The 24,680-nt window shown below is 69.1% G+C and carries 18 protein-coding genes and 2 tRNA genes; 18 read left to right on the forward strand and 2 right to left on the reverse strand.

Going from position 1 to position 24,680, the window contains the following annotated elements:
• The first annotated feature begins 147 nt into the window (after positions 1 to 147).
• The gene (locus QFZ82_RS26240) at positions 148 to 342 is read left to right on the forward strand and encodes a hypothetical protein (RefSeq protein WP_177150833.1); all 195 of its coding nucleotides are present in this window, start codon (positions 148 to 150) and stop codon (positions 340 to 342) included.
• A gap of 91 nt (positions 343 to 433) precedes the next feature.
• Here QFZ82_RS26240 and QFZ82_RS26245 read toward each other — a convergent pair.
• A tRNA-Gly gene (locus QFZ82_RS26245) sits at positions 434 to 504 on the reverse strand.
• Positions 505 to 659: 155 nt separating this feature from the next.
• Here QFZ82_RS26245 and QFZ82_RS26250 point away from each other — a divergent pair.
• The 5 genes from QFZ82_RS26250 (at position 660) to clpX (ending at position 5,294) form a co-directional block, all read left to right on the forward strand.
• A tRNA-Pro gene (locus QFZ82_RS26250) sits at positions 660 to 736 on the forward strand.
• Positions 737 to 883: 147 nt separating this feature from the next.
• Positions 884 to 2,275: a trigger factor gene (gene tig, locus QFZ82_RS26255; RefSeq protein ID WP_307715500.1), complete on the forward strand. Its 1,392-nt coding sequence runs from the start codon at positions 884 to 886 to the stop codon at positions 2,273 to 2,275.
• A gap of 260 nt (positions 2,276 to 2,535) precedes the next feature.
• Entirely contained in the window at positions 2,536 to 3,141 is a 606-nt protein-coding gene (locus QFZ82_RS26260) for an ATP-dependent Clp protease proteolytic subunit (protein WP_307717845.1), read from the forward strand.
• Positions 3,142 to 3,181: 40 nt separating this feature from the next.
• Entirely contained in the window at positions 3,182 to 3,856 is a 675-nt protein-coding gene (locus QFZ82_RS26265; protein WP_177150825.1) for an ATP-dependent Clp protease proteolytic subunit, read from the forward strand.
• Positions 3,857 to 4,004: 148 nt separating this feature from the next.
• Positions 4,005 to 5,294, forward strand: coding sequence for an ATP-dependent Clp protease ATP-binding subunit ClpX (clpX, locus tag QFZ82_RS26270; protein ID WP_177150824.1), 1,290 nt, complete (start codon positions 4,005 to 4,007; stop codon positions 5,292 to 5,294).
• 323 nt (positions 5,295 to 5,617) lie between these two features.
• Here the strand turns inward: clpX and QFZ82_RS26275 are convergent, their stop codons facing one another.
• Positions 5,618 to 6,580, reverse strand: a complete 963-nt coding sequence (locus tag QFZ82_RS26275) for a hypothetical protein (RefSeq protein ID WP_307715501.1) — start codon at positions 6,578 to 6,580, stop codon at positions 5,618 to 5,620.
• 137 nt (positions 6,581 to 6,717) lie between these two features.
• Here QFZ82_RS26275 and QFZ82_RS26280 point away from each other — a divergent pair, with 137 nt between their 5' ends.
• From QFZ82_RS26280 to QFZ82_RS26335, 12 genes are all read left to right on the forward strand, one after another.
• Positions 6,718 to 9,342, forward strand: coding sequence for a valine--tRNA ligase (locus QFZ82_RS26280; RefSeq protein ID WP_307715502.1), 2,625 nt, complete (start codon positions 6,718 to 6,720; stop codon positions 9,340 to 9,342).
• Positions 9,343 to 9,535: 193 nt separating this feature from the next.
• Positions 9,536 to 11,980 (forward strand): SpoIIE family protein phosphatase, encoded by a 2,445-nt coding sequence (locus QFZ82_RS26285; protein WP_307715503.1) that lies wholly within the window; start codon positions 9,536 to 9,538, stop codon positions 11,978 to 11,980.
• 132 nt (positions 11,981 to 12,112) lie between these two features.
• Positions 12,113 to 13,621, forward strand: a complete 1,509-nt coding sequence (locus tag QFZ82_RS26290) for a folylpolyglutamate synthase/dihydrofolate synthase family protein (RefSeq protein ID WP_307715504.1) — start codon at positions 12,113 to 12,115, stop codon at positions 13,619 to 13,621.
• A 6-nt stretch (positions 13,622 to 13,627) separates the two neighbouring features.
• Positions 13,628 to 13,981, forward strand: a complete 354-nt coding sequence (locus QFZ82_RS26295; RefSeq protein ID WP_177150820.1) for a DUF4233 domain-containing protein — start codon at positions 13,628 to 13,630, stop codon at positions 13,979 to 13,981.
• Positions 13,982 to 14,074: 93 nt separating this feature from the next.
• Positions 14,075 to 14,488, forward strand: coding sequence for a nucleoside-diphosphate kinase (gene ndk / locus QFZ82_RS26300; RefSeq protein ID WP_177150819.1), 414 nt, complete (start codon positions 14,075 to 14,077; stop codon positions 14,486 to 14,488).
• Positions 14,489 to 14,742: 254 nt separating this feature from the next.
• Positions 14,743 to 15,762 carry a rod shape-determining protein gene (locus QFZ82_RS26305; protein WP_307717846.1) on the forward strand — a complete coding sequence of 340 codons (1,020 nt, stop codon included), beginning with the start codon at positions 14,743 to 14,745 and terminating at the stop codon, positions 15,760 to 15,762.
• 153 nt (positions 15,763 to 15,915) lie between these two features.
• Positions 15,916 to 16,947 (forward strand): rod shape-determining protein MreC, encoded by a 1,032-nt coding sequence (gene mreC / locus QFZ82_RS26310; protein ID WP_307715505.1) that lies wholly within the window; start codon positions 15,916 to 15,918, stop codon positions 16,945 to 16,947.
• A 17-nt stretch (positions 16,948 to 16,964) separates the two neighbouring features.
• Entirely contained in the window at positions 16,965 to 17,636 is a 672-nt protein-coding gene (gene mreD / locus QFZ82_RS26315) for a rod shape-determining protein MreD (protein ID WP_307715506.1), read from the forward strand.
• Positions 17,637 to 17,652: 16 nt separating this feature from the next.
• Positions 17,653 to 19,818 (forward strand): penicillin-binding protein 2, encoded by a 2,166-nt coding sequence (gene mrdA, locus QFZ82_RS26320; protein WP_307715507.1) that lies wholly within the window; start codon positions 17,653 to 17,655, stop codon positions 19,816 to 19,818.
• 3 nt (positions 19,819 to 19,821) lie between these two features.
• Positions 19,822 to 21,021, forward strand: coding sequence for a rod shape-determining protein RodA (gene rodA / locus QFZ82_RS26325; RefSeq protein ID WP_307715508.1), 1,200 nt, complete (start codon positions 19,822 to 19,824; stop codon positions 21,019 to 21,021).
• A 117-nt stretch (positions 21,022 to 21,138) separates the two neighbouring features.
• Positions 21,139 to 22,656, forward strand: coding sequence for a CYTH and CHAD domain-containing protein (locus tag QFZ82_RS26330; protein ID WP_307715509.1), 1,518 nt, complete (start codon positions 21,139 to 21,141; stop codon positions 22,654 to 22,656).
• Between the two features lie 53 nt (positions 22,657 to 22,709).
• Positions 22,710 to 24,635, forward strand: a complete 1,926-nt coding sequence (locus QFZ82_RS26335) for a TIGR03960 family B12-binding radical SAM protein (RefSeq protein ID WP_307715510.1) — start codon at positions 22,710 to 22,712, stop codon at positions 24,633 to 24,635.
• Positions 24,636 to 24,680: the final 45 nt, after the last annotated feature.

Here is a 24,680-nt window from a genome sequence, read left to right on the forward strand (position 1 = left end):
GGTCCGGCTTGGCGTGATCTTGACGGCGACGATTCGTCACCCGGCAGCAGGGGCAGGGAGGTTGGTGGCACGATGGTGCAGGCGGGGGTGTGCTGGGCCGCACGTCCCCAGGCCGGCAAGGCGGACCGACCGAGGGTGTGATCAGTTGTGGCCATTTCACTGTCTGTGGTGCTGCTGTTGGCGATCGTCCTCGTGGTACTGATCCGCAGCGGCTCCATCAAGCCGGGGCCCGCCATCGTGGCGGCGCTGTTCGGGTTCTTCCTCGCGTCGACGGGCATGGCCCCGTCGATCAACAGATTCATGAACTCGATAGCGGAGACGATCAACCAGATCAGCTTCTGACCGGCTTCCGCGCGCCCGGCCGCCGGGCGCACGAAACGACTTCGGGCCCTGCCCGGTGGGAATCCACCGGGCAGGGCCCGAAGTGCAGCAGAGCGGGCGACGGGAATCGAACCCGCGTAGCTAGTTTGGAAGACTAGGGCTCTACCATTGAGCTACGCCCGCACGGACCGCGCCGCAGGTCACGACCGCGCGGCACGAAGAGCATCGTAGCGGGTCCCTGCCGCCGGGTGCACACCCCATTCCGCGCACCGCCGAAGACGCCCCGGAAACGGACCGGCCCACCGGCCCCGGGGCATGTACCCTACGGTTCGCACCGACGGGGTGTGGCGCAGCTTGGTAGCGCGTCCGCTTTGGGAGCGGAAGGTCGTCGGTTCGAATCCGGCCACCCCGACCAGCAAGATCACGTTGTGAGGCTCCTCCTGCTTGCCGTTACTATGCAAGCTGCGTGCCCGTGTGTCTGATGTACCGGGCCCGATGCGCTGAACCGCTGAATCGCAGCGTCAGCGAACCCCAAGAAGTCAGCCACCAAGGAGACCGAACCGTGAAGAGCGCCGTGGAGACCCTGAACCCGACCCGGGTTCGGCTCACTGTCGAGGTGCCCTTCGAGGAGCTCAAGGCCAGCCTCGACGCGGCGTACAAGAAGATCAACCAGCAGGTCACGGTCAAGGGCTTCCGCAAGGGCAAGATCCCGGCGCGGGTCATCGACCAGCGGTTCGGCCGGGGTGCGGTGCTGGAGGAGGCCGTCAACGACGCCCTCCCGAAGTTCTACACCGAGGCGGTCAACGAGGCCGAGATCAACCCGCTCGGCCAGCCCGAGGTCGACATCACGGAGCTGAAGGACGGCGAGACGCTGAACTTCACCGCCGAGGTGGACGTCCGCCCGGCCATCGAGATCCCGGACTACTCCGGCATCGAGGTCACCGTCGACGCCGTCGAGGTCACCGACGAGGACGTCGAGAAGTCCGTCGAGCAGCTGCGCGAGCGCTTCGCTTCCACCAACCCGGTCGAGCGCGCCGCCGCCGAGGGCGACGTCGTCACGATCGACCTCGAGGCCAAGGTCGACGGCGAGGTCCTGCCCGACGGTGTCGCGAACGGCGTGTCGTACACCATCGGTTCCGGCGAGCTCCTCGACGGCATCGACGAGGCCGTCACCGGCCTGGAGGCCGGCGGCGAGGCGACCTTCACCTCCCAGCTGAAGGGCGGCTCCGCCGAGGGCAAGGACGCCGAGGTCACCGTCAAGGTCACCGCCGTCGCCGCCCGTGAGCTCCCCGAGCTCGACGACGACTTCGCGCAGATGGCGAGCGAGTTCGACACCCTCGAGGAGCTGAAGGCGGACAGCCGCAAGCGCCTCGAGAACATGAAGCAGTACGACCAGGCCACGCAGGCCCAGGAGCGCGTCCTGGAGAAGCTGCTCGAGCTGGTCGAGGTCCCGGTCCCCGAGAAGCTGCTCGAGGACGAGATCAACACCCGTAAGCACAACCTCGAGCACCACCAGCTCGGTCAGATGGGTCTGACCCTCGACAAGTACCTGGAGATCCAGGGCAAGACCGCCGAGGAGTTCGACGCCGAGACCAAGGAGCAGGCGGTCAAGGGCATCAAGACCCAGTTCGTCCTGGACGAGCTGGTCAACCGGGAGAAGCTCAACGTCAACCAGGAGGAGCTCACCGAGCACCTCATGCGGCGCGCTGCCTCCTCCGGCATGAGCCCCGACCAGTTCGCCCAGGCCGTCGTCGAGGGCGGCCAGGTGCCGATGCTCGTCGGCGAGGTCGCCCGCGGCAAGGCGCTGGCCGTCGTCGTCGAGGCCGCCACGGTCACCGACACCAACGGTGAGGTCGTCGACCTGGAGGACGAGGACGAGACCGAGGCCGCCGCCGAGACGGTCGAGGCCGTCGTCGAGGGTGACGCCGAGGGCGACGAGAAGTCCGAGGCCTGAGCCTCGCGCCCACTCATGGACGGGCTCCGGACGCCGCAGGGCGCCCGGAGCCCGTCGGCGTAGACGGCCGGGGCCGCGGGCGCCGCCGGGGGCCAACTACCTTGCGCTCCGAGCGAACAGTTCGGGAACCGGGATGGCTATGTCCGACCTGCGCGTTAGGGTCCATGAATACGAGGGCAGGGGAGTCCCCGCCCCCAGTACCAAGACGCTGAGACGGCCGAAGCCGTCAGAGACGAGCAGGTGGACACGTGACGAATCTGATGCCTTACGCCGCCGGTGAGCCGTCCATCGGTGGTGGCCTCGGCGACCAGGTCTACAGCCGGCTGCTCGGCGAGCGCATCATCTTCCTCGGCCAGCAGGTCGACGACGACATCGCCAACAAGATCACGGCGCAGATGCTGCTCCTGGCCGCCGACCCCGACAAGGACATCTACCTCTACATCAACAGCCCCGGTGGCTCGGTGACGGCCGGCATGGCGGTCTACGACACCATGCAGTACATCCCGAACGACGTCGTGACCATCGGCATGGGCATGGCGGCGTCCATGGGCCAGTTCCTGCTGACGGGCGGCGCCCCCGGCAAGCGCTTCGCCCTGCCGAACACCGACATCCTCATGCACCAGGGTTCGGCCGGTCTCGGCGGTACCGCCTCGGACATCAAGATCCAGGCCGAGTACCTGCTCCGCACCAAGAAGCGCATGGCGGAGATCACCGCCCAGCACTCCGGTCAGACCGTCGAGACGATCATCCGTGACGGTGACCGGGACCGCTGGTTCACCTCGGAGGAGGCCAAGGACTACGGCCTCATCGACGAGATCATCTCCGCCGCATCGGGCGTCCCGGGCGGCGGCGGCACCGGCGCCTGAGCCGCAGAGCCCCCACCCGAGCCCGCAGAACGCCACCAGGATGGTGAACACCCACATGAGCAACTTCTCCGCGAGCGGTCTCTACACCGGCCCTCAGCCGGACAACCGCTACGTCGTCCCGCGCTTCGTCGAGCGCACCTCGCAGGGCGTGCGCGAGTACGACCCGTACGCGAAGCTCTTCGAGGAGCGTGTGATCTTCCTCGGCGTGCAGATCGACGACGCCTCCGCCAACGACGTGATGGCGCAGCTGCTGTGCCTGGAGTCGATGGACCCGGACCGCGACATCTCGATCTACATCAACAGCCCCGGTGGCTCCTTCACCGCGCTGACCGCCATCTACGACACGATGCAGTTCGTGAAGCCGGACATCCAGACGGTCTGCATGGGCCAGGCGGCGTCCGCCGCGGCCGTGCTGCTGGCCGCCGGCACCCCCGGCAAGCGGATGGCCCTGCCGCACGCGCGCGTGCTCATCCACCAGCCGTCCTCGCAGACCGGCCGGGAGCAGCTGTCGGACCTGGAGATCGCGGCCAACGAGATCCTGCGCATGCGCGAGCAGCTGGAGGAGATGCTGGCCAAGCACTCCACCACACCGATCGAGAAGGTCCGCGACGACATCGAGCGCGACAAGATCCTGACCGCCGAGGACGCCCTGGCGTACGGCCTCGTCGACCAGATCGTCTCGACCCGTAAGAGCACGGCCGCAGCGGCCGCCTGACGGATCCGGCAGCACCCTTGGTGCGGTACACGACAATGTGAACCGCGCCAAGGGGGGCCCGAACGGGGGGCCAGGCAAGGTACCGTCGGATATGAGGCACCAGGAGCCGGCTGAACCAAGCCGCTCCCAGGCGAAGGGGAAGCACCTCGTGGCACGCATCGGTGATGGCGGCGACCTGCTCAAGTGCTCGTTCTGCGGAAAGAGCCAGAAGCAGGTGAAGAAGCTCATCGCAGGCCCCGGGGTGTACATCTGCGACGAGTGCATCGACCTCTGCAACGAGATCATCGAAGAGGAGCTCGCGGAGACGAGCGAGGTGCGCTGGGAGGAGCTTCCCAAGCCGCGCGAGATCTACGAGTTCCTGGAGAGCTACGTGGTCGGCCAGGAGCCGGCCAAGAAGGCGCTCTCCGTCGCGGTGTACAACCACTACAAGCGCGTCCAGGCCGGCGAGAACGGCGGCGCGCAGGGGCGGGACGACGCGATCGAGCTCGCCAAGTCCAACATCCTGCTGCTCGGGCCCACGGGTTCGGGCAAGACACTGCTCGCGCAGACGCTGGCCCGCATGCTGAACGTGCCGTTCGCGATCGCCGACGCGACCGCGCTGACGGAGGCCGGCTATGTCGGTGAGGACGTCGAGAACATCCTGCTCAAGCTGATCCAGGCGGCCGACTACGACGTCAAGAAGGCCGAGACCGGGATCATTTACATCGACGAGATCGACAAGGTCGCCCGTAAGAGCGAAAACCCGTCGATCACCCGGGACGTCTCGGGCGAGGGCGTCCAGCAGGCACTCCTCAAAATCCTTGAGGGCACCACCGCTTCGGTCCCCCCGCAGGGCGGCCGCAAGCATCCCCACCAGGAGTTCATCCAGATCGACACGACGAACGTGCTCTTCATCGTGGGCGGCGCGTTCGCCGGCCTGGAGAAGATCATCGAGTCGCGTGCGGGGGCGAAGGGGATCGGCTTCGGCGCCACGATCCGCTCGAAGCGGGAGATCGAGGCGAGCGACCAGTTCCAGGAGGTCATGCCGGAGGACCTGGTCAAGTTCGGCATGATCCCGGAGTTCATCGGCCGCCTTCCCGTCATCACCTCGGTCCACAACCTCGACCGCGAGGCGCTGCTCAAGATCCTGGTCGAGCCGCGCAACGCGCTGGTCAAGCAGTACCAGCGCCTGTTCGAACTCGACGGCGTGGAACTGGACTTCGACCTCCCGGCCCTGGAGGCCATCGCCGACCAGGCGATCCTGCGCGGCACGGGCGCGCGTGGCCTGCGGGCCATCATGGAGGAGGTCCTGATGTCGGTGATGTACGAGGTCCCGTCCCGCAAGGACGTGGCCCGCGTGGTGATCACGGAGGACGTGGTCCACAACAACGTGAACCCGACGCTGGTGCCGAGGATCGTGAAGGACGAGGGCAACGGGCGGCACGAGAAGAGCGCGTAGTCGCGTGCAGCGCGTGTGAACGACGAAGAGGCGCCTGGCCAGTTGAGGAAATGGCCAGGCGCCGCGCCGTTGGAGCAAGTGCCTCCCTGCCTGGGGCTCTCGCCACTGATCACATGGCTCACCTCACAGGCGTAGATCGGCCGACTGGCGAAAAGTACCGGTCGCTTGTTCGGGAATGCTGCGTGAATCCGTGTCAGGCCGGGGCATGCCACGAAGGCGTGCCTGCGCGCTTAGCCGCCTCTGAGGCCGAGCCTGCTGAAAGTTCGAGGGCGTTTGACCAGGATATGACCTGGTCAAACGCCCTCTGCGGTGTCAGCAGCCTGTCAGGACTTGACGCGAATCGCCTCGCGGAGGTCTGCCGCGATGGACGCGGTGGCCTCAACGCCGAGGCCCTCGGCCTTGTCAGCAGCAGAGACGAGGGCCACGGTGCTGAAGTCGGCCCAGATGCAGAACGCCTGCTTCTGTACCTGCTTGGTCTGCGCGTTCTGGCCCTCGACGTTCTGGCACTTCATGAGCGCCCCGTCGAGCCCGTCCGGCTCCACGGACTCCGGCGAACCGATGAACTTCGTCTTGCCCTTGTCGTCCTTCTCGGCTTCGAGCTTGATCGCTGCAAAGAGGTTGTCGATGACCTTCTCCGGGTCGTCCACCGTGCCGAAGGCGCCGCTGAAGTTGAGGCCCTTCGACGCCTTGATCTTCTCGGCCGAAGTCGGGTCGGTGAGGTCCAGGTCCTTCATGTCGATGGTCGAGTAGGCGCCCATGACGCTCGTGCCGTCCTTCACGCCGGCAGCGGCGAAGTCCTTGGCCGCGGCCTCGTCCTTCGCGCCGTCCTTCGTGACCCGCTTGTACTCCGTCAGCACGGTTTCGGGCGTGCTGAGCTTGTGCGGGCCATCGTCCTCGAGGCTCCCTCCGCTGCCGAACAGGAAGTACGCACCGCCGCCAAGTACGGCGAGAGCCACCACAACCGCGCCGATGATCAGACCCGTCTTCTTGCCGCCGCCCTGGGCCGGCGGAGGCGGCGGGTAGGCGCCGTACTGAGGCTGCTGGCCGTACTGGGGCTGCTGGCCGTAGGGGCCCGGCTGCTGCGGCTGGCCCCACTGGCCCGGCTGCTGCTGCGGCGGCACGCCCTGCGGGGCCTGTTGCGGATACCCGTAACCGGGCTGCGGGGCCTGCGGCTGCTGGCCGTAGGGGCCCGGTTGCCCCTGCGGCTGGCCGTAGGGTCCCGGCTGGCCGTACGGGCCCGGCTGCTGCGGCTGGCCGCCGTACGGACCCGGTTGGTTGTAGCTCATTACGGGTGTTCCCCTCGTGATGTTTATGTGTTCCCGACATCCTGGCGCAAGCGGCCCACCCCCGGGGCGGCGGGGGTCACACCGTTACCGAACAATCGCGTTTCAGCACCGCCCCGTGACACCCCTAAACTGGCCCCGTGACCGAGAACACTCAGCATCAGCCAGCCAGCACCCCCGAACTGCCGACCCAGTACGCGCCGGCCGACGTAGAGGGGGCGCTGTACGAGCGCTGGGTAGAGCGCGGGTACTTCGAGGCGGACGCGAAGAGCGAGAAGCCGCCCTTCACCGTCGTCATCCCGCCGCCGAACGTCACGGGCAGCCTCCACCTCGGCCATGCCTTCGAGCACACACTGATCGACGCCCTGACCCGCCGCAAGCGGATGCAGGGTTACGAGACGCTGTGGCAGCCCGGCATGGACCACGCCGGCATCGCCACGCAGAACGTCGTCGAGCGTGAGCTCGCCAAGGAGGGCAAGTCCCGTCACGACCTCGGTCGCGAGGCCTTCATCGAGCGCGTCTGGCAGTGGAAGAGCGAGTCCGGAGGCCAGATCTCCGGGCAGATGCGCCGCCTGGGCGACGGCGTCGCCTGGTCCCGCGAGCGGTTCACGATGGACGAGGGGCTCTCGCAGGCCGTTCAGACCATCTTCAAGAGGCTGTACGACGACGAGCTCATCTACCGCGCCGAGCGCATCATCAACTGGTGTCCGCGCTGTCTGACGGCCATCTCGGACATCGAGGTCGAGTACCAGGACGACGACGGCGAACTCGTCTCCATGAAGTACGGAGACGGTGACGACACCATCGTCGTCGCCACAACTCGCGCCGAGACGATGCTCGGTGACACCGCCGTCGCCGTCCACCCCGACGACGAGCGCTACAAGCACCTGGTCGGCAAGCAGATCAGGCTGCCGCTGACGGACCGTACGATCCCCGTCGTCGCGGACGAGCACGTCGACCCCGAGTTCGGCACCGGTGCCGTCAAGGTGACGCCGGCCCATGACCCGAACGACTTTGAGATCGGCCAGCGGCACAACCTGCCGTCGCTCGCCGTCATGGACGAGCGCGCGGTCATCACCGCGCACGGCCCCTTCCAGGGACTGGACCGCCTGGAGGCTCGTTCCGCCATCGTCGCCGCGCTGCGCGCCGATGGCCGGATCGTGGCCGAGAAGCGCCCGTACGTCCACTCCGTCGGCCACTGCTCGCGCTGCAAGACCACCATCGAGCCGCGCCTGTCCATGCAGTGGTGGGTCAAGGTCGGCCCGCTGGCGAAGGCGGCCGGCGACGCCGTGCGCGACGGCAAGGTCAAGATCCACCCGCAGGAGATGGAGAAGCGGTACTTCGACTGGGTCGACAACCTCCACGACTGGTGCATCTCGCGCCAGCTGTGGTGGGGCCACCGCATCCCGGTCTGGTACGGCCCGAACGGCGAGACCGTCTGCGTCGGCCCGGACGAGGAGGCGCCGAGCGGCGAGGGCTGGCACCAGGAGACCGACGTCCTGGACACCTGGTTCTCCTCCGGCCTGTGGCCGTTCTCCACGCTCGGCTGGCCCGATCGGACCGAGAGCCTCGCGAAGTTCTACCCGAACTCGGTCCTGGTCACCGGCTACGACATCCTCTTCTTCTGGGTCGCCCGGATGATGATGTTCGGCATCTACGCGATGGACGGCACCCCGCCGTTCCACACCATCGCCCTGCACGGCATGGTCCGCGACCAGTTCGGCAAGAAGATGTCCAAGTCCTTCGGGAACGCGGTCAACCCGCTGGACTGGATGGACAAGTACGGCTCCGACGCGCTGCGCTTCACGCTCGCCCGCGGTGCCAACCCCGGCGTCGACGTGCCGATCGGCGAGGACTGGGTCCAGGGCTCGCGCAACTTCGCCAACAAGATCTGGAACGCGACCCGCTTCGCGCTGATGAACGGCGCGACGGTCGAGGGCCCGCTGCCCGCGCCCGAGCAGATGTCCTCCACCGACCGGTGGATCCTGTCGCGCCTGAACAAGACGGTCGCCGAAGTCGACGCGTACTACGAGGACTACCAGTTCGCGAAGCTCTCCGAGTCCCTCTTCCACTTCGCCTGGGACGAGGTCTTCGACTGGTACGTCGAGCTGTCGAAGACGACGTTCTTCGAGGGCGGCGAGCAGGCCAAGGTCTCCGGCCGGGTCCTCGGCGAGGTCCTGGACGTGATGCTGCGCCTGCTGCACCCGGTCGTCCCCTTCGTCACGGACACCCTGTGGACGACGCTGACCGGTGGGGAGTCGCTCGTGGTCGCCGACTGGCCGAGTGACAGCGGCTTCCGCGACGAGGCCGCCGAGCGGGAGATCGAGCTCGTCCAGCGGGTCGTCACCGAGGTCCGCCGCTTCCGCAGCGACCAGGGGCTTCAGCCCGGTCAGAAGGTTCCGGCCCGGCTCACCCTGGACGGCACCGCGCTCGCTCCGCACGAGCCCGCGATCCGTCAGCTGCTCCGGCTCCAGCCGGAGGGCGAGGGCTTCCAGGCCACCGCCTCCCTTCCGGTCGCGGGCGCCACGGTCGCGCTGGACCTGTCGGGCACGATCGACGTCGAGGCCGAGCGCAAGCGCCTGACGAAGGACCTGGCGGCGGCCGAGAAGGAGAAGGCGCAGGCCACGGCGAAGCTCGGCAACGAGGCGTTCCTCGCCAAGGCGCCGGACAACGTGGTCGACAAGATCCGTAAGCGTCTGGCCACGGCGGACGAGGACGTCGCCCGCATCACGGCCCAGCTGGACCGCCTTCCCGAGGCCCGGTAGGCCCGGTAGGCCCGCGAGTCTCCGCAGGCGCCCGGCATCCCGCTCTCGGGCGATGCCGGGCGCCTGCGCGCACCCTCCGTCACCCCTGCGGGCCTCTTCTACAATTCAAAAGTAGGGGTATGACCCTTAGTGTCCGATTCTTTGCTCTGTGGCGAGAGTGGGCGCCCGCATGCTGCGTCGAGGCCGACCGGGTATGTCTCCGCGATGGGGACTTGTCCCCCTGACGGCTGCTGCGGGCGGCCTTCTCGCCGTGATCATCGGCATCGCCTTCGGGGTGGTGCTGTGGGCGATCAATGATGCGCGGGAGTCGATGCTTGCGACCCGGAATGCCCGGGTGGCGCTGACCCGGGTAGGGATGGTCGAGGAGGCCGTCCTCGATCTGGAGAGCGGGCAGCGCCGCTTCCTCATCACCCGGCAGGAGCAGTTCCTCGAGCCGTGGCGGGCCGCACGCTCTTCCTTCCCCGGTCGGGCGCAACAACTCGTGGACGTCAGCACCTCCCCCGCCCAGAGGGAGCTCGCAGAGCAGATCCGGCAGGTCGGCCGGGCCTTCATCGACGACTACTCGGTTCCGCTCGTCGACGCGGCACGACGAGGCGAACCCGGTGTGAGCAGCGTGACGGTGACGTTGCGGGGCGTGCAGCGCATCGACGAACTCATGGGCCTGTCCGCCCGCTACACCGCCGCCGAGCGGTCTGGGATCACCACCCGCGAGGCCGGCGTCGCCGCCGACCTGCGCAGGGCGACCGTCGCGGGGTCGATCGGTGTCGGGGTGTCGATCCTTGTGATCGTCGCCTACGGCGGATGGGTGACGCGGACGGTCGTCTGGCCGGTGCGCAGGGCGGCCGGTCTGGCGACCCGGCTCGCCGCGGGGGACTTGAGCGCACGCATGCCGCGCACCGGCAAACGCGAGATCGGGCAGCTGGAGACGGCGTTCAACACCATGGCCGGCTCCCTGGAGAACACCCTTGAGCAGGCAGAGGCCGCGCACCGGAGGCTCAGACTGCTCTACGACGCCGGCATGGCCGTCGGCACCACCCTCGATGTGAGACGGACGGCTGACGAACTGGTGAAGGTGTCCGTCCCCCGCTTCGCCGACTTCGTCACCGTCGACCTGGACGTATCCGTCCTGCGAGGCGGCGAGCCGGCGCAGGCCGACGGCGTCGCCATGCGGCGCGTCGCCCGGGGAGGCGTCTGGGACGACGCCCCGCTGGACCCGGTCGGCGCACTGCTCGAGCCCGTCGCGCCGTTCTCGACCAACCGCCGCACGGGCGCGGCTCTCCTGCCCGATCTGCGTTCTGCCCCTACATGGTGGGCCCCCGATCCGCAGCAGGCGGACAGGTTCCTCGAGTACGGCATGCACTCGCTGATCACCGCGCCGCTGTTCGCGCAGGGCGTCCTGATGGGGGCCGTCACCTTCTGGCGGTCCCACCGTTCCCCGCCGTTCGCGCAGGACGACCTGTCCGGTGCCGAGGAATTGGCCGCGAAGGCCGCCGTCGCCACCGACAACGCGCGGCGCTACACCCGCGAGCGCGAGACTGCGCTGACGCTGCAGCGCAGCCTGCTGCCGCAGCGGCTGCCCGAGCAGCCGGCTGTCGACTTCGCCTACCGCTACCTGCCGACCGGGACGGAGGCCGGGGTGGGCGGCGACTGGCTCGATGTGATCCCGTTGTCGGGTACCCGGGTGGCCCTGGTCGTCGGGGACGTGGTGGGCCACGGCGTCCATGCCTCTGCCGCCATGGGACGTCTGCGCACCGCGGTTCGTACCCTGGCGGACGTCGACCTGTCACCCGACGAGCTCCTCACCCACCTCGACGACCTGGTCATCCACCTCACCGAAGGCGACAGCACACCGACAGGAGAGGTGGGTTCGACCTGCCTGTACGCGGTCTACGACCCGATCTCCCGCCGTTTCTGCCTCGCCAGTGCCGGCCATCCGCTGCCCCTCTTGATCACTCCCCAGGGAGCGGTGGAGCCGGTCCCCGGAGACACCGGCCCCCCGCTAGGAGTCGGTGGCCTGCCCTTCGAGACGACCGAACTGGACCTTGCCGCGGGCAGCACTCTCGCGCTGTTCAGCGACGGTCTGGTGCGCTCCAGGCATTTCGACCTGGATCACGGCCTCGAACGGCTTCGCCGCACGCTGGCGTTCGCCGGGGAGTCGCTGGAAGCGACGTGCGACCGCGTGGTGGAGACCTCGCTCACCGACCATCCGGACGACGACGTCACCTTGCTGCTCGCCCGGACCCGCGCCCTGCCGACCGACCAGGTCGTCACCTGGGACGTTCCCGTCGACCCCGAACATGTCGGGATGGCCCGGACGTTGGCCACCGAGCAGCTCGATGCCTGGCAGCTGGCCGAGTTGTCGTTCATCACCGAACTGGTGGTCAGTGAGCTCGTGACCAATGCCATCCGCCACGGTGGCTCCCCCATCCAGCTGCGGCTCATCCGCGACACCGCTTTGATCTGCGAGGTCTCCGACGGCAGCAGCACCGCTCCCCATCTGCGGCGGGCCCGCGTCTTCGACGAGGGCGGAAGGGGGCTGCTGCTGGTGGCCCAGCTCACCCAGCGGTGGGGCACGCGGTACACCACCGCCGGCAAGACGATCTGGTGCGAGCAGACGCTTCCGGCGGCCGAGCCCTGATGACGGGACGGCATGCGAGACGGCATGACCTACGGCATGACCTACGGCATGACGGGACGGCGTCGCGAGTGCGCGTGCGCCGAGGGCGGTGGCCAGGCCGGGGCGGCCGGCAGGGCTCCGTAGACTGGACCCGTGAGTGAGCACCCCGATCCCTTCGACGAGTCCGACGCCTTCGACGAGATCGTCGATGCCGAGACCGACCGTGACCCCGACCTGGCGGTGATCGAGGCCGGCAGCCGCACCCTGCGCGCGCAGGCCGGGGCGCCGCAGACCGACGCCGTGCCCGCCCGGCCCGCGGACCCGGAGGTGGACAAGGCGCTGCGCGAGGTCGAGGCCGACCTGGCGACGCGCTGGGGCGAGACCAAGCTGGAGCCCTCGGTCTCCCGGATCTCCGCCCTGATGGACGTGCTGGGCGAGCCCCAGCGGGCGTACCCCTCGATCCACATCACGGGAACCAACGGCAAGACGTCCACGGCCCGCATGATCGAGGCGCTGCTCGGCGCCTTCGATCTGCGCACCGGGCGGTACACGTCGCCCCACGTCCAGTCGATCACGGAGCGGATCAGCCTGGACGGCGCCCCCATCGAGGCCGAGCGCTTCATCGAGACGTACCGCGACATCAAGCCGTACGTGGAGATGGTCGACGCCGGCCAGGAGTACCGGCTCTCCTTCTTCGAGGTGCTCACCGGCATGGCGTACGCGGCGTTCGCCGACGCGCCGGTGGACGTCGCCGTCGTCGAGGTCGGCATGGGCGGCAGCTGGGACGCGACGAACGTGATCGACGGCTCGGTGGCCGTGGTCACGCCCATCGATCTGGACCACACCGACCGGCTCGGCGCCACGCATGCCGAGATCGCCGGCGAGAAGGCCGGCATCATCAAGCAGGGTGCGACGGTCATCCTGGCGCAGCAGCCGGTGGACGCCGCCCAGGTGATGCTGAAGAAGGCAGTGGAGGCCGACGCGACCGTCGCCCGCGAGGGCATGGAGTTCGGCGTGGTCTCCCGGGAGATCGCGGTCGGCGGCCAGCTCCTGACGCTGCGCGGGCTCGGCGGCGAGTACGACCAGATCTTCCTCCCGCTCTACGGAGCCCACCAGGCGCACAACGCGGCGGTCGCGCTCGCCGCGGTCGAGGCCTTCTTCGGCGTGGGCGCCGAGCAGACGCGTGCGCTGGACATGGACACCATCCGCAAGGCGTTCGCCTCGGTCTCCTCCCCGGGCCGTCTCGAGGTCGTGCGCCGCAGCCCCACCGTCGTGCTGGACGCCGCGCACAATCCGGCGGGCGCGCGGGCGACCGCCGCCGGCATCACGGAGTCGTTCGGCTTCTCCCGCCTCATCGGCGTGGTCGGCACGAGCGACGACAAGGATGTGCGGGGCCTGCTGGAGGCGTTCGAGCCGATCTTCGCCGAGATCGTCGTCACGCAGAACTCCACGCCCCGCGCCATGAACGCGGACGAGCTCGCGGCGATCGCCGTCGAGGTCTTCGGCGACGAGAGGGTGGTCGTCGAGCCGCGTCTGGACGACGCGCTGGAGGCGGCGATCACGCTGGCGGAGGAGGAGTCGGAGTTCGCTGGCGCGGGCGTGCTGGTGACCGGCTCCGTGATCACGGTCGGCGAGGCCCGGCTGCTCCTCGGGAGGGGCTGACACCCGATGCGTACGCTCTGTGCATCCACCCTGATCGGCGAGTTCTTCGTGATCGGCTTCGCCGGTCTTGTCGCGATGAAGTCGGACGGCGCGTCGATGGCCGCGGTGTGGACGGTCTGCGGGATCGCGATGCTGCTCTCGGTGCTGCTGTGCGGCATGATCACACGGCCCGGTGGGATCCAGCTGGGCTGGGCGCTCCAGATCGCGCTCATCGCGAGCGGTTTCGTGGTGCCGGCCATGTTCTTCCTCGGCGCGCTGTTCGCCGGTCTGTGGTGGGCCTCGGTGTTCTACGGTCGCAGGATCGACGAGGCGAAGGCCCGGTGGGAGGAGCAGGCCTCGGCAGGGCCTGACGCTGCGTAATCGCGGGCGGCTTTCGCCCTGTAGCCTCGTCAGTGCCTGCTGCCCGGTTGGGACGCGGCAGGCCCTGAATCCGCACCTGAAGGAGCCCGTACCGTGAGTCAGCGCACGCTCGTCCTGCTCAAGCCCGACGCCGTACGACGCGGCCTGATCGGCGAGATCATCGGCCGCATCGAGGCCAAGGCGGGCTGGACCATCAGCGCGCTGGAGCTGCGCACGCTGGACCAGGACACCCTGGAGCAGCACTACGGAGAGCACAAGGGCAAGCCGTTCTACGAGCCGCTGGTCGCCTTCATGTCCTCCGGCCCGGTCGTCGCACTCGTCGTCGAGGGCGAGCGCGTCATCGAGGGTGTACGCCAGCTGGCGGGACCGACCGACCCGATCGCGGCGGCTCCGGGCTCCATTCGTGGCGACTTCGGCACCATCGTCCGGGAGAATCTCATCCACGCCTCGGACTCCGAGGAGTCCGCCATTCGGGAGCTGAAGATTTTCTTTCCCGGACTTTCCTGACGCGACGTCAGCCGAACAGCGCTCATGACCTGGGGCGACCGAAGGAATTTCGGTCGCCCCTTGGCATAGGCCGGGCCATTGCGGGAACGCATCGCTCCGACACATCGTCACGATAAACAGAGGTGGACCAGCGCGCGGTGTCCGCGGGGGCGGCACTACGATGTAAGCCTCACGCCACAGCACCCACCTCGCCGTCCTGAAAAGCCATCAACGCTCGATTTGGGAAGGCCAGACGAATCCTCATGGGGAACAACATGTCGTTCATCGGCCGTGACATGGCTGTCGACCTCGGGACCGCCAACACGCTGGTGTACGTCAGAGGCCGGGGGATCGTTCTCAACGAGCCGTCCGTCGTCGCGATCAACACCAACACGGGCGGCATTCTCGCGGTCGGCGCCGAGGCGAAGAAGATGATCGGCCGGACGCCGGGCAACATCGTTGCCGTCCGGCCGCTGAAGGACGGCGTCATCGCCGACTTCGAGATCACCGAGCGGATGCTCCGCTACTTCATCCTGAAGATCCACAAGCGCCGGTACCTCGCCCGTCCGCGCGTCGTGGTCTGTGTCCCCTCCGGTATCACGGGTGTCGAGCGCCGTGCGGTGATCGAGGCGTCGACGCAGGCCGGCGCACGCCAGGTGCACATCATCGAGGAGCCGATGGCCGCGGCCATCGGCTCCGGACTCCCCGTCCACGAGGCCACCGGCAACATGGTCGTCGACATCGGCGGCGGCACCACCGAGGTCGCCGTGATCTCGCTCGGCGGAATCGTCACGGCACAGTCCATCCGCGTCGCCGGCGACGAGCTGGACAACGCGATCATCCAGCACATCAAGAAGGAGTACTCGCTCCTGCTCGGTGAGCGCACCGCCGAGAACATCAAGATCACCATCGGCTCGGCGTACGAGATGGACAAGGAGGAGCACACCGAGATCCGCGGCCGCGACCTCGTCTCCGGTCTGCCCAAGACCGTGGTCATCTCCGCCGCGGAGGTCCGCAAGGCCATCGAGGAACCGGTCAACGCGATCGTCGACGCCGTCAAAACGACGCTCGACAAGTGCCCGCCGGAGCTGTCCGGCGACGTCATGGACCGCGGCATCGTCCTCACCGGCGGTGGCGCACTGCTGCGCGGCCTCGACGAGCGGCTGCGCCGCGAGACGGGCATGCCGATCCACATCGCCGAGGACCCGCTGGACTCGGTGGCGCTCGGATCCGGCAAGTGCGTCGAGGAGTTCGAGGCGCTCCAGCAGGTGCTGGACGCCCAGCCGCGTCGTTGACCGGGAGGCGGCGCCCGGCAGCGGCCGGGCCCGCATCCGCCGTTCGGGGGCCCGCGGGGCCCCCACAAGGGGGTCCTTCCGCCTCCGCCCCAGGCGAAGGACCGTTGCTCCACCGACATCACCATTCCGACGAGGAAGGCACGGCCGCCGCACGTGAGGGACACACGAGAGAGCCGGCTGCTCCTGGTGCTGCTGATCGCCATCGCGTTCGCCTTGATCACGGTGGACATCCGCGGCGGTGAGGAGTCACCGGTCGACGGAGCCCGGCAGGCCGCGGCCACGGTCTTCGGCCCGGTCGAGAGCGGTGTCGCGGCGGCCGTCGCACCGATCGGCAACGCCATCGGCGCCGTACGCGACTCCGGCGAGCGTCACGACCGCATCAGCGAGCTGGAGCGGGAGAACGCCGAGCTCAAGCAGCGGCTCGGCAGCGACGACCGCAACCGCAGCCGGCTGCGCGAGCTCGACGGCCTGATCAGGACCGCGGCGGCCGGACAGTACGGGATCAAGGGCGCCGAGGTCATCGCCATAGGAGCGGCGCAGGGCTTCTCCTGGACGGTCACGATCGACATCGGCGCCCAGGACGGCATCAGGCGCGACATGACCGTCCTCAACAGCAACGGACTCGTCGGCCGCGTCACCACCGTCGGCCCCAGCACGTCCACGGTCCTGCTCGCCAACGACCCCGACTTCACCGTCGGCACGCGGATGGAGAAGACCAACGAGCTGGGCTTCGCGACCGGTCAGGGCGACCGGCCGCTCCTGGTCCAGCTGCTCAACGGCAAGTCCAAGGTCAAGAAGGGCGACCGGCTGGTCACCTTCGGCTCGCAGGGCAACAAGCCGTTCGTGCCGGGCGTCCCGGTCGGCGAGGTCATCCGCGTCGACCCGTCGGGCGGCGACCTCACCCGGAACATCTACGTCCGCCCGTACGCCGCCTTCAGCAGGCTCGACATCGTCGGCGTCGTCGTCCAGGCGCCGAACAGCGACCCGCGCGACATGGTGCTCCCGCCGAGGCCCGCGAAGCCCAAGCCGACGCCCACCGTCACGGTGACCGTCACACCCGGTGCCGACGGCGAGACGGAGGACAGCCAGGCCCTGGACGAGCAGACGCAGGACAGCGGGCAGGCGCAGGACACCGGACAGGATCCACCGGGCGACAACGCCGCCGATGTCCCGGACGACGAGTAACAGGAGCTGATCCGCCCATGCGCTTCAACCGGATGCTGCTCTCCACGACCCTGGTCGTGGTCGCCCTCGTCATCCAGGTCACCGTCCTGGCCCGCCTCCAGCTGCCCGGCGCGGTCCCGGACCTGATGCTGCTGACCGTCCTCGGACTCGCCATGGTCTACGGCCATGTCGCGGGCGCCTTCATCGGCTTCGGCGCCGGCCTCCTCGCCGACATCGCGCCGCCCGCCGACCACGCGGCCGGCCGCTACGCGCTCGTCCTGTGCGTCATCGGCTACCTCGCCGGCCTCATCCGGCCCGACAACGGGCAGCAACTGCGCTCCGCCACCGGCCCGATGGTCGTGGTCGTCGCCGCCGCGATCGGATCCACCCTGCTGTACGCGGGAGTGGGCGCCCTCGTCGGCGACACCGCGGCCCGCCATGTCGGCCTCGGCAGCCTGCTGTTCACCGCAGCCGTCTACGACCTGATCCTCGCGCCCTTCACCGTGCCGCTGATCATGTGGCTCGCCAGACGCAGCGACAACGACCCGCTCGCCGAGAGCCAGAGCAGCAACGCCACCGACGTCGCCTCCGGCTGGCTGACGTCGGGCACCGGCCTGCGGATCGGCTCCCAGCGCGGCGGACTGCGGATCAGGGCGGCGAGGACGCGGGCGGCACGAGCCGGACGCATCAAAGGTGTGAAGCGACTGTGACCGAGGGGGCAGCAGCGTGAGCAACATTCCGGAGACCGGGCGGACCCCCCGTGTCCAGATCCGGCTCGTCATCATCCAAGTACTCGTCTTCTCCCTCCTGCTCACCCTCGGCGGCCGGCTCTGGTACCTCCAGATCCGCAACGGCGACGAATACGCCGACGAGGCCAGCGGCAACCACGTGCAGCGGGTCGTCTCACCCGCCGTGCGCGGCTCGATCCTCGACGCCCGCGGCGTCCCGCTCGCCGACAACGAGACCCGCCTCGTGGTCTCCGCGTCGCGCACCGAGCTGATGAAGATGAAGGACGACGGGAAGGCCGTCCTGACCCGGCTCGCCGGTGTCCTCGGCATGAAGCCGAAGGAGGTCATGGACAAGGTCAGGCTCTGCGACTCCAAGACGCCGCAGCCCTGCTGGAACGGCTCCCCGTACCAGCCGATCCCGGTCACCGACGAGGCCACCACGCAGCAGGCGCTGCGGATCCGGGAGAGTTCCGAGGACTTCCCCGGCATCACCGCCGAACCCACCGCTGTGCGCCGGTACCCCGCACCGGCCAAGGCCCGCACGTCGCAGGTGCTCGGCTACCTCTCGCCGGTCACCGACGAGGAGATCCAGAAGGCCAAGGACACCGACTCGCCGCACCTGCGCTCCGACCAGGTCGGCCGCTCGGGCCTGGAGCGCACCTACGACAAGCAGTTGCGCGGCAAGGCAGGCGTCACGTCGTACGAGGTCGACAAGCTCGGCCGGGTCATGGGCCAGACGGAGTCCGACCCGGGCATCCCCGGCTCCAACGTGGTCACCAGCATCGACGCCCGGGTCCAGGGCGTCGCCGAGCACGAGCTGCACCAGGCGATGAAGACCGTCCGGCAGGAGACCGACAAGGTCACCGGCCGCAAGTACGAGGCCGACGCGGGCGCCGTGGTCGTCATGGAGTCCAAGACCGGCCGCGTCATCGCGATGGCCTCCCAGCCCGACTACGACCCCAACGCGTGGGTCGGCGGCATCTCCGCCAAGGACTACGCCAAGCTCACCGGCAAGGGCTCCAACTACCCGCTGCTCAACCGGGCCATCCAGGGCCAGTCACCCGCCGGCTCCGTCTTCAAGGTGGTGTCGGCGAGCGCGGCCGTGCGGGCGGGCTACGCCTTCGACGACCGTTACAACTGCACCAGCTCCTACAGCATGGGCAACCGGAGCTTCGCCAACTTCGAGTCCAAGGGGCACGGCCCCATCACCCTCGGCGACGCTCTCAAGTTCTCCTGCAACACCGTCTTCTACCGTCTCGGCCACCAGGAGTGGCAGCGCGACGGCGGCCTCAACCCCAAGAAGAACGCCCACGACTGGTTCTACCGGACCGCCCATGACTTCGGATTCGGCTCCGAGACCGGCATCGACCTGCCGAACGAGGTCGTCGGCCGTATCCCGGACCGGCAGTGGAAGAAGAGCTTCTGGGAAGCCAACAAGGACGCCTGGTGCAAGCAGGGCAAGAAGGGCGGCACCTACGTTCAGCAGATCGCCTATGAGAGCTGCCTCGAGGGCAACCAGCTGAAGGCCTTCGACAGCATCAACTTCGCCATCGGCCAGGGCGACGTCCTCATCACGCCCATCCAGCTGGCCACCGCCTACGCCGCCATCAGCAACGGCGGAACCCTCTACAACCCCACCATCGGCAAGGCCGTCGTCAGCCCCGACGGCAAGAAGATCGAGGAGATCAAGCCCGAGCCCCACGGCAGGCTGCCGGTGGACGCCGAGACCATCAGCGACCTCGACAAGGGACTGCGCTCCGTCGTCGAGCCCGGCGGCACCGCCGCCTGGCGGTTCGGCGGCTGGCCGCAGGACAAGATCCCGATGCGCGCCAAGACCGGCACCGCCCAGGTCTACGGCAAGCAGACCACCTCGTGGTTCGCGACCTACACCGACGACTACACGATCGTCATGACGATCTCCCAGGGTGGTACGGGCTCCGGCGCGTCGGGCCCTGCCGTGCGCAACATCTACGACGCGATGTACGGCCTGGACAAGGAGGGCAACCAGGACCTGAAGAGGGCCCTGCTTCCCCAGCCGCAGAAGGGTCTGCCCAAGATCTTCCCGGACGGCTCGATCGACGCCCCGGAGATCAGGCCCTACGTTCCTCCGAAGCCGAAGGACCCCGAACCAGCGCTCGCGGGCTCGCCCGCACGGAGGGACTGAGAGATGACAGGCGCAGGCGGTTTCTCCGTCTCCGGATACGGCCCCGAGCGCGGAGGTCTGTGGACCCGCCTGAGTGCGCGCGACTCGATGGCGCGCAGGCTCGACTGGCCGCTGATGTGCTCGGCGATCGCCCTGTCCGTCATCGGCACCCTGCTGGTGTGGTCGGCGACCCGCGGGCGCACCGAGCTCAACCAGGGCGACCCGTACCACTTCCTGGTCCGGCACAGCCTGAACATCGGCATCGGCTTCGCGCTGATGGTGGGCACGATCTGGCTGGGCCACCGCATGCTGCGCGGCGCGGTGCCCGTGCTCTACGGACTGTCCGTGGTGCTCGTGCTGCTGGTGCTCACCCCGCTCGGCGCCACGATCAACGGCGCCCACGCCTGGCTCGTCATCGGCGGCCTGTCGCTCCAGCCGTCCGAGTTCGTGAAGATCACGATCATCCTCGTGATGGCGATGATGCTCGCCGCCCGTGTGGACGCGGGCGACCAGCTCCATCCCGACCACCGCACAGTCGCCAAGTCGCTCGGCCTCGCGGTCGTGCCGATGGCGATCACCATGCTGATGCCGGACCTCGGCTCCGTGATGGTCATGGTCGTGATCGTGCTCGGCGTCCTGCTCGCCTCGGGCGCCTCCAACCGCTGGATCCTCGGCCTCATCGGCGCGGGCGCCGCGGGCGCGGCCCTGGTGGCCGCGCTCGGACTGCTCGACGAGTACCAGATCAACCGCTTCGCCGCCTTCGCCAACCCGGAACTCGACCCCGCCGGCGTCGGCTACAACACCAACCAGGCGCGGATCGCGATCGGTTCCGGCGGACTGTACGGAGCCGGGCTGTTCAACGGCCACCAGACCACGGGGCAGTTCGTGCCCGAGCAGCAGACCGACTTCATCTTCACGGTCGCCGGCGAGGAACTGGGCTTCCTCGGCGCCGGCCTGATCCTGGCGCTGCTCGGCGTCGTGCTGTGGCGTGCCTGCCGCATCGCGCGGGAGACGACCGAGCTGTACGGCACGATCGTCGCGGCCGGGATCATCGCCTGGTTCGCCTTCCAGTCCTTCGAGAACATCGGCATGGCGATGGGCATCATGCCGGTGGCCGGCCTGCCGCTGCCGTTCGTGTCGTACGGAGGCACGTCCATGTTCGCGGTCTGGATCGCGGTGGGCCTGCTCCAGTCGATCCGGGTCCAGCGCCCGATAAGCGCGTAGCCCGATGCGGGGGGTCGGCCCCCCGTGGTTCCCGGCCCGGCAGGTCCGGGGAGGTGCCGGGGGCGCGCGTTCACCGGCGGTCTGCCGCCGCGGGGCGCGGGCGACTAGATTCGGGGCATGGCGGACACCAAGCGCGAGATCGAGCGGAAGTACGACGCCAGCCCCGACACCCGGCTGCCGGATCTGACACAGGTAGCCGGAGTCGCCGGCGTCCGGGACCGAGGCGTCGACGAGCTGGACGCCGTCTACTACGACACCGGTGACCTGCGGCTCGCGGCCGCCTCCGTCACCCTGCGGCGCAGAACCGGCGGAGCCGACGCCGGCTGGCACCTCAAACTGCCCGTCGCCCCCGGCGTCCGCGACGAGATCAGCGCGCCCCTCTCCGACGACGTCCCGGGCGAACTCGCCGCGCTCGTCCGCGTGTACACGCACGAGGCCGCGCTCGATCCGGTCGTCCGCCTGCGCTCCGTCCGCGCCGTGCGCCATCTGCTCGACGCCGACGGCGCCCTCCTCGCCGAGCTCAGCAGGGACAAGGTGCACGCCGAACGGCTGCCGGGCGGCGACGGCGTCGTCCGCTGGGACGAGATCGAGGTCGAACTCGCGGACGGCGGCGACCCCGCGTTCCTCGACGCCGTCGACAAGAAGCTCCGCAAAGCCGGACTGCGCAGGTCCACGGCGCCGTCCAAGCTCGCCAGGGCCCTCGCCGACACCGGCGCCGCTCCGGCGCCCCGCCCCGAAGGGCCAACCCCGCGCACCGCCGGCGACCACATCCTGCGCTACCTGCGGGAACAGCGCGACGCGCTCGTCGCCCACGACCCCGGCGTCCGCCGGGACGTACCCGACGCCGTGCACCAGATGCGCGTCGCCACCCGGCGACTGCGCAGCGCCCTGCGCACGTACCGGAAGATCCTCGACCGTGATGCCACCCGGCCCGTGATCGACGAGCTCAAGTGGCTCGCCGCGGAACTCGGCGTCGCACGTGACCAGGAGGTCCTTGCCGAGCGGCTCCGGTCCGGCGTCGGCGCGCTGCCCGACACCCTGGTGCTCGGACCGGTCGCCGCGCGCCTGAAGGCATGGTCGGTCGCCGGGGAGGCCGACGCCCGCGGCACGGCGGTCGCGGCCCTCGACAGCGCGCGCTACCTGGCCCTCCTCTCCTCCCTCGACGCCCTGCTCGCGAGCCCTCCGCTGCTGAAGGCCGCCGGCAAGGCGGCCGACGCCGTGCTGCCGGCCGCGGTGCTGAAGGACTACGACCGGCTGTCCCGCCGCGTCGAGCACGCCCTCGCCCTCCCCGCCGGCCAGGAGAGGGACGTGGCCCTGCACGACGCGCGCAAGGCCGCCAAGCGGGCCCGCTACGCGGCCGAGGCGGCGACGCAGGCGCTGGGCCGCCCGGCGCGGCGGTTCGCCAAGCGGATGAAGGCCGTGCAGAAGGTTCTCGGCGACCACCAGGACAGCGTCGTCGCCCGCCGGGCACTGCGCGACCTGGCGGTCGCGGCGAACGCGGCGGGCGAGCCGTCGTTCACCTGGGGCCTGTTGTACGGCCAGGAGTCGGCCCGCGCCACGGAGCGCGAGACCGAGCTGCCGCAGGTGTGGGAGCGGGCGACGGCCCCCGGACTGAGGGCGGATCTGACCGGCTGAGCGTCGGGGTACGCTTGATGGTCACCCCCTGTCCGCTCACGAGAGACACCACGATGCCTGTCGAGTCGGTCTTCCCACGCCTGGAAGCGCTTCTCCCGCATGTCCAGAAGCCGATCCAGTACGTCGGCGGAGAACTCAACTCCACCGTCAAGGACTGGGACGCCTGCGACGTCCGCTGGGCGCTCATGTACCCCGACGCGTACGAGGTCGGACTCCCCAACCAGGGCGTCATGATCCTCTACGAGGTGCTGAACGAGCGCGAGGGCGTGCTCGCCGAGCGCACCTACAGCGTGTGGCCGGACCTCGAGGAGCTGATGCGCGAGCACCGGGTCCCGCAGTTCACCGTGGACAGCCACCGCCCGGTCAAGGCGTTCGACGTCTTCGGGCTCAGCTTCTCCACCGAACTCGGCTACACCAACATGCTCACGGCGCTCGATCTCGCGGGCATACCGCTGGAGTCGAAGGACCGCACGATCGACGACCCGATCGTGCTCGCCGGCGGACACGCCGCGTTCAACCCCGAGCCGATCGCGGACTTCATCGACGCGGCGATCGTCGGCGACGGCGAGCAGGCCGTGCTCGACATGACCGAGATCATCCGTGCCTGGAAGGCGGAGGGCCGGCCCGGCGGCCGCGAGGAGGTCCTGCTCCGCCTCGCGAAGACGGGCAGCGTCTACATCCCCGCGTTCTACGACGTCGAGTACCTGCCCGACGGCCGCATCGGCCGTGTCGTGCCGAACAGGTCGGGCGTGCCGTGGCGGGTGTCCAAGCACACCGTCATGGACCTCGACGAGTGGCCTTATCCCAAGCAGCCGCTGGTCCCGCTCGCGGAGACCGTCCACGAGCGGATGTCCGTCGAGATCTTCCGCGGCTGCACCCGCGGCTGCCGCTTCTGCCAGGCCGGCATGATCACGCGCCCCGTACGGGAGCGAAGCATCACCGGCATCGGCGAGATGGTGGACAAGGGCCTCAAGGCGACGGGCTTCGAGGAGGTCGGCCTGCTCTCGCTGTCCTCCGCGGACCACAGCGAGATCGGCGACATCGCCAAGGGCCTCGCCGACCGGTACGAGGACGACAAGATCGGCCTGTCCCTCCCCTCGACCCGTGTCGACGCGTTCAACGTGGACCTGGCCAACGAGCTGACGCGCAACGGCCGCCGGTCCGGCCTCACCTTCGCCCCCGAGGGCGGCTCCGAGCGCATGCGCAAGGTCATCAACAAGATGGTCTCGGAGGAGGACCTGATCCGCACCGTCGCCACGGCGTACGGCAACGGCTGGCGTCAGGTGAAGCTGTACTTCATGTGCGGCCTGCCGACCGAGACCGACGACGACGTGCTCCAGATCGCCGACATGGCGGCGAACGTCATCGCCAAGGGCCGCGAGGTCTCGAAGTCGAACGACATCCGCTGCACGGTGTCGATCGGCGGCTTCGTGCCCAAGCCGCACACCCCCTTCCAGTGGGCGCCGCAGCTGTCCGCCGAGGAGACGGACGCGCGGCTGGAGAAGCTGCGCGACAAGATCCGCGGCGACAAGAAGTACGGCCGCTCGATCGGCTTCCGCTACCACGACGGCAAGCCGGGCATCGTCGAGGGCCTGCTCTCCCGCGGTGACCGCCGCGTCGGCGCCGTCATCCGCGCCGTCTACGAGGACGGCGGCCGCTTCGACGGCTGGCGCGAGCACTTCTCGTACGACCGCTGGATGGCCTGCGCCGAGAAGTCGCTGCCGCAGTTCGGCGTCGACGTCGACTGGTACACGACGCGTGAGCGCACGTACGAGGAGGTGCTGCCCTGGGACCACCTGGACTCCGGTCTCGACAAGGACTGGCTCTGGGAGGACTGGCAGGACGCGCTCGACGAGACCGAGGTCGAGGACTGCCGCTGGACGCCGTGCTTCGACTGCGGTGTGTGCCCGCAGATGGACACGCACATCCAGGTCGGTCCGACGGGCAAGAAGCTGCTGCCGCTGACCGTCGTCAAGTAGCGCTCGATCCCCCCGACTCGGGGGAGGGCCCGGCCACAGGGGAGA

Source organism: Streptomyces sp. V4I23 (assembly GCF_030817975.1).
Classification (GTDB): Bacteria; Actinomycetota; Actinomycetes; order Streptomycetales; family Streptomycetaceae; genus Streptomyces.